We start from the raw sequence: 871 nt of genomic DNA on the forward strand, positions 1-871 counted from the left end.
GCGCAAGCGAGGTCGGCAGTCCGGGCTTCAGCCAGAACATTTGGGCGCGGGAATTGAGGCAGAAGCCAAGGCCCGGCACCGTCGGTGACGACTGCAGCCAGCCGCCCGAAGGGGTGATCGACACCATGTTGCCCTCGCGGTCGATCACGTCGATATGGACGGTGTCGCCGCGCTTTTCGGAGAGATGCGCCATGGTCGGCTCATAGACCGCGCCGGTCTTGGAGGTGACGCCGAGCATGTCCATCGTCAGCGCATACTGGTCCTCGAAGCCGGGAACAATGCCGGGCTGCAGCTCCAGCGATGCCTCCGGCTTGATGAGCTTGCGGCGCTCGTCGCTATAGGCGTCCGACAGCAGATGCTCGATCGGGATCGTCGAGAAATTGGGATCGCCGTAGTAGATTTCGCGGTCGGCGAAGGCGAGCTTCATCGCTTCGGTGACGGTATGGACGAAATCGACGCCAACCGGATCCATCGCGGCGATATCGATGCCCTTGAGCAGCGCCAGCGTCTGCAGGAAGACCGGTCCCTGTCCCCAAGGGCCGATCTTGGCGACCGTCCAGCCGTGGTAGTCGTAGGTCTGAGGCGCTTCGATCGTGGCCGACCAGTTCGCCATGTCATCGGCGGTGATGACGCCCTTATGCTTGATGCCACTCGCATCCATCACCTCGGTCGAACCGGCATAGCGCTCGATCGCCTCGGCAACGAAGCCGCGGTAGAAGGCATCGCGCGCAGCCTCGACCTGTTCCTCGCGGCCACGCTTGGCTTCTGCCTCAGCGATGATCCGCTTCCAGGTCCCGGCGAGAACCGGGTTCTTGAAGTTGGAGAGCGGCTCAGGTGCGGCGCCACCGGGCAGCCAGGTCTTGTGGGATGT

1 protein-coding gene is annotated in these 871 nt (G+C 63.6%); it reads right to left on the reverse strand.

Going from position 1 to position 871, the window contains the following annotated elements:
- The coding region (locus tag AC1DIX_RS27390; protein ID WP_477328456.1) for a gamma-glutamyltransferase at nucleotides 1-871 on the reverse strand (871 nt) is incomplete at both ends.

This window comes from Massilia sp. 05N420 (genome assembly GCF_056397205.1).